The organism is Herbaspirillum sp. UBA812 (assembly GCF_002296545.1).
Taxonomy (GTDB): Bacteria; Pseudomonadota; Gammaproteobacteria; order Burkholderiales; family Burkholderiaceae_D; genus Herbaspirillum; species Herbaspirillum huttiense.
Genome location: NZ_DBIC01000114.1, coordinates 1 through 5,011, shown reverse-complemented (window position 1 = coordinate 5,011; position 5,011 = coordinate 1). Strand labels below are relative to the sequence as shown.

General features: G+C 65.3%; 6 protein-coding genes. 4 read left to right on the top strand and 2 right to left on the bottom strand.

Annotated elements, in window-relative coordinates:
* From B3873_RS07435 to folK, 4 genes are all read left to right on the top strand, one after another.
* The coding region (locus B3873_RS07435; RefSeq protein WP_286864999.1) for an HdaA/DnaA family protein at nucleotides 1–365 on the top strand (365 nt) is incomplete at its 5' end.
* Entirely contained in the window at nucleotides 362–1,045 is a 684-nt protein-coding gene (locus B3873_RS07430) for an HAD family hydrolase (RefSeq protein WP_286864998.1), read from the top strand. The genes B3873_RS07435 and B3873_RS07430, both read left to right, overlap by 4 nt.
* Nucleotides 1,042–2,652 carry a polynucleotide adenylyltransferase PcnB gene (gene pcnB / locus B3873_RS07425; protein WP_286864996.1) on the top strand — a complete coding sequence of 537 codons (1,611 nt, stop codon included), beginning with the start codon at nucleotides 1,042–1,044 and terminating at the stop codon, nucleotides 2,650–2,652. Before B3873_RS07430 ends, pcnB begins: the two co-directional genes overlap by 4 nt.
* Before the next feature lie 5 nt (nucleotides 2,653–2,657).
* Nucleotides 2,658–3,143, top strand: a complete 486-nt coding sequence (gene folK, locus B3873_RS07420; RefSeq protein ID WP_286864994.1) for a 2-amino-4-hydroxy-6-hydroxymethyldihydropteridine diphosphokinase — start codon at nucleotides 2,658–2,660, stop codon at nucleotides 3,141–3,143.
* Between the two features lie 15 nt (nucleotides 3,144–3,158).
* Here folK and B3873_RS07415 read toward each other — a convergent pair whose 3' ends face one another.
* Nucleotides 3,159–4,421, bottom strand: a complete 1,263-nt coding sequence (locus B3873_RS07415; RefSeq protein ID WP_039789209.1) for an EAL domain-containing response regulator — start codon at nucleotides 4,419–4,421, stop codon at nucleotides 3,159–3,161.
* Nucleotides 4,399–5,011, bottom strand: a 613-nt coding sequence (locus B3873_RS07410) for a chemotaxis protein CheB (protein ID WP_286864992.1), incomplete at its 5' end; no start/stop codon positions are given. The genes B3873_RS07410 and B3873_RS07415, both read right to left, overlap by 23 nt.

The following is a 5,011-nucleotide window of genomic DNA, read 5'->3' as shown; positions in this document are numbered from 1 at the left end:
ACGCCTTCAACCTGTTCAACCAGATCCGCGAACAGGGCGGCTGCATGGTCTGCACCGGCACCCTGCCGCCGACCCGCCTGGAGCTGCGCGAAGACCTGCGCACGCGGCTCGGCTGGGGCCTGATCTACCAGGTGCACGACCTGTCGGACGACGAGAAGATCGCCGCCCTGCTGCAGATCACCCTGGACCGCGGCCTGGAAATCCCCCCGGCCGTGATGATGTACATGCTCACCCACTACCGGCGCGACATGCCCTCGCTGTCGCGCATGCTCGACGCGCTGGACCGCTACTCGCTGGCCACCAAGCGCGCCATCACCCTGCCCTTGCTACGCGAACTGTTACAACAGGAATCCGGAGAACAATGAACCTCGCCCTTTTCGATCTCGACCATACCCTGCTGCCGCTCGACTCCGACCACGAGTGGGGTGAATTCATGGCGCGCATCGGCGCCGTGGATGCCGACAGCTTCCGCAAGGCCAATGACGAATGGTTCGCCCATTACCAGAACGGCACGCTCGATCCGGTGGCCTATCTGGAATTCGCGCTGGGCAACCTGTCGCGCTTCCCGCGCACGCAGCTCGACGAAATGCACCTGCAATTCATGGACGAAGTGGTCAAGCCCGCCATCCTGCCGCAAGCCGTGGCCCTGGTGAAGCAGCACCTGGATGCCGGTGACCTGGTGGCCATCGTCACCGCCACCAACCACTTCGTGACAAAGCCGATCGCCTCGCACTTCGGCGTGGAACACCTGATCGCCGCCCTGCCCGCGCTCGATGACGCCGGCAACCTCACCGGCAAGCTGGACGGCACGCCGACCTTCGGCCCGGGCAAGATCGTGCACACCGAAGCCTGGCTGGAACGCCTGGGCTTCAAGCTGGACCAGTTCGAGCGCAGCTACTTCTACAGCGATTCGCAGAACGACATTCCGCTGCTGGAACGCGTCACCGATCCGATCGCCACCAACCCCAACGACAAGCTGCTGGCGCACGCCCAGGCGCGCGGCTGGCCGGTGCTGAACCTCTTCGCCGACGGCCACCCGCAATGATCAAGAAACTGATTCGCTCCATCCTCGGCCGCGGCAAGGCCGCTGCAGCCGAGAGTGCCGAGCCCGTGAAAAAATCGCGCGCCAAGGCCGCTGCCGCAGGCGGCAAGATCGAGCCCGATGTGCTCGGGCCCAAAGAGCATGGCATCGATCCGGCACTGGTCTCGCCCAATGCGGTGCGCGTGACGCAAACTCTGCAGGATGCCGGCTACAAGGCCTTCATCGTCGGCGGTGCAGTGCGCGACCTGCTGCTGGGCATCAAGCCCAAGGACTTCGATGTGGCCACCAATGCCACACCGGAACAGGTCAAGCAATTGTTCCGCCGCGCCTTCATCATCGGCCGTCGTTTCCAGATCGTGCACGTGATGTTTGGACAAGAGTTGATCGAAGTCACCACCTTCCGGGGTGCCTCGGCCGAAGCCGCGCCCAAGGATGAACATGGCCGCGTGCTGCGCGACAACACCTTCGGCGAACAGCATGAAGATGCCACCCGCCGCGACTTCACCATCAACGCGATGTACTACGATCCGGCCAGCCAGGCCGTGCTCGATTACCACGGCGGCATCGCCGACATCCGCGACAAGAAGCTGCGCATCATCGGCGAACCGGAAGCGCGCTACCGTGAAGATCCGGTCCGCATGCTGCGCGTGGTGCGCTTCGCGGCCAAGCTCAAGTTCACCATCGATCCGGCCAGCAGCGCGCCGATCCGCGTGATGGCACCGCTGATCGACAACGTGCCGGCCGCCCGCGTGTTCGATGAAATGCTGAAGCTCCTGATGAGCGGCCATGCGCTCGCCTGCCTGCAGCAGCTGCGCAAGGAAGGCCTGCATCACGGCCTGCTGCCGCTGCTGGACGTGGTGCTGGAACAGCCGCTGGGCGAGAAGTTCGTCAGCCTGGCGCTGGCCAATACCGACGCCCGCGTCAAGGAAGGCAAGGGGGTCTCGCCGGGCTTCCTGTTCGCCTCGCTGCTGTGGCACCAGGTGCTGGAAAAATGGCGCGCCTACCAGGCTGCCGGCGAGTATCCGATTCCCGCCCTGCATCTGGCCGCCGATGACGTGCTCGATGCCCAGACCGAGAAGCTGGCCCTGCAACGCAAGATCGCCTCCGACATGCGTGACATCTGGGCCATGCAGCCGCGCTTCGAGCGCCGCGTCGGCAAGGCCCCGTACAAATTGCTGGAACACCTGCGCCTGCGCGCCGGTTTCGATTTCCTGCTGCTGCGCTGCCAGTCCGGCGAACTTGATGCCGAACTCGGTGAATGGTGGGAAGCCTTCATCGCCGGCAACGGTGCCGAGCGCGAAGAACTGATCGCCCGCAAACCAGCCGATCCTGCCAGCAGCAACGCCGGTCCCAAGAAGCGCAAGCGCCGTGGTGGACGCAGCCGCAGCAAGTCGGCAGGGGACACCGTTGAAACCAGCGACAGCGGCAGCGAGCAGGAAGCCACTGCCCCTGCGCCTGTGCGTGCACGCGCCTCCAAGGAAGCGGCCGACACGCCGGATGCACCGGCAGATGCCGGCACGGGTGAGGCCCCCAAGCGCCGTCGCCGCCGTCGCAGCAGCGGCAGTGCCGGTGGTGCGGGTGGGGACAGCGCGCCGGCAGGCGACGACTGATCAACGTGGAATCGTCCTCCACGCTGGCCTGGATCGGCATCGGTGGCAACCTGGGCGACGCCCGCGCCACCGTCGAAGAAGCCATCGCCCATCTGGCCCGGCTGCCCGAGTCGCAACTGCTGCGGAGCTCTTCGCTCTATCGCACCGCGCCCATCGATTCCAGTGGCGACGACTACGTCAATGCCGTCGCACTGGTCTCCACGTCACTGACCGCACTGGAACTGCTGCATGCGTTGCAGGCCATCGAGCTGCAGCACGGACGCGAGCGGCCCTACCGCAACGCCCCGCGCACGCTGGATCTGGATGTATTGATGTATGGAGAGGCGCAGCTGGAGGATGAAAAACTGATCGTCCCGCATCCGCGCATGGCGCAGCGCGCCTTCGTATTGGTGCCCATGCTGGAGATCGATGCGCAGGTGCGCATTCCGGGACTGGGCGCGGCGCGCGATTTCCTGGATGCCATCACCGATCAGCCGATCAGCCGGCTGTGATCTGAACCAGGCAGCTCAAACCGAGCCGCCCGTGGCGGCCCCCTTGCCCAGCGGCCGCAATTCACCGAGGCGGCGATGATGCCCCTTCAGCCACAGCGGCAATTCATTGGCCGGCATGGGCTTGCCGATCAGGTAGCCCTGCCCCAGGCTGCAACCGAAGTCCTGCAGCAGACGCCAGTCTTCCATCGTTTCCACCCCTTCCGCCACGGTCACCAGTTCCAGCCGCTGGGCCATGTCCAGCGCCGATTGCAGGATCACGCGCAGGTTCTTGCGGTCATGCGCGCCATGCACGAAGGAGCGGTCGATCTTCAGTTCGGTGAAGGGGATGCGCGCCAGTTGCTGCATCGACGAGAAACCGGTGCCGTAATCGTCAATCGACAGGCCGAAGCCCTTCAGGCGCAGCCGCGCCAGCATGCCCAGTGAATTGCCCTTGTGCGCCACCACCGAACTCTCGGTGATTTCCAGCACCACGTTCTCGGCCGGCAGCGCGTGCTTGTCCACCAGTTCCAGAATGCGATGCAGGAAGTCCGGCTGCTCCAGCGACAGCGGCGAGAGATTCACCGCCACCTTGATCGCCAGGCCCCGGCTATGCCAGACGGCCGCCTGGGCCATGGACTGGTCCATCATGCTGATGGTGAGATCGTGGATCAGGCCGCACTGCTCGGCCAGCGGAATGAAGCGGTCGGGCGGGATCATGCCGCGCTCCGGATGCACCCAGCGGGCCAGCGCTTCCACGCCCTTGAGGATGCCGGTCTGCACGTCCACCTTGGGCTGGAAATACGGCAGCACCTGGCCGCCACCGATGGCCGTGCCGAGGTCGCTTTCACACATGGAAGGCTGGGGATCATCATCGGCGTGGGCGCCGCCGCCACGCGGACGGAAGGATTGCAATGCGGTGCGCAGCTGGCCCTGGTTGAGCGGCTTTTGCAGCACCCCGATCAGGTTCATGCCCAGGGCCTGGATCATGGTCTCCACCGACAGCAGCAGCGAGGTCTCGCGGCTGGAGGCGACGATCAGGGGAATGTCGATGCCCTTCTGCTGCAATTGCTGGATCAGCTCGATGCCATCCATGCCCGGCATTTCCAGGTCGATCACCGCCAGTCCGGGCGGCAGCTTGAGCAGCGCCAGCAGATCCAGCGCCTCGTTGCCGTTGCCGGCCTCGTAGATCAGATCGACGCCCAGGTCCTGCAGCAGCGACACGCTGTGCTGGCGCTGCAGGGCACTGTCGTCGACGACCAGCGCGGATTCGATCAGCTCATTGAGATTCTCTAGAGGCATATTGTTCTATCACTGCGGAGATATGATCGAGCGGGAGGACGTCACCGACGCCGCCCATGTGTATCGCTTCTTTCGGCATGCCGAAGACCACGCTGCTGGCCTCGTCCTGGGCATAGGTGGCGGCGCCGCAATCGGACATTTCCCGCATCCCCCTTGCGCCATCGTCCCCCATGCCGGTCATGATGATGCCCACTGCATTGCTGCCCGCGGCCTTGGCCGCCGAGCGGAACAGCACGTCCACCGATGGCTTGTGCCGGCTCACCAGCGGGCCATCCAGCGTTTCCACATAGTACTGCTGGCCATCGCGCCGCAGGACCAGATGCCGGCCGCCGGGCGCGATCAGCACGCGCCCCGGCAGGACCAGATCGTGATGCTCGGCTTCCTTGACCTCGGCACCGGAAATGCGGTGCAGGCGTTCGGCAAAACTGCGCGTGAAACGCTGCGGCATGTGCTGCACCACCACGATGCCCGGACAGCGGCCAGTCAAAGGCTTGAGCACCCGCTCCAGTGCCTGCGGCCCCCCGGTCGAGGCGCCGATGGCGACGATGCGCGCCGTCATCGGACGATAGCCGTCCTCCGGCCCCGGCGCT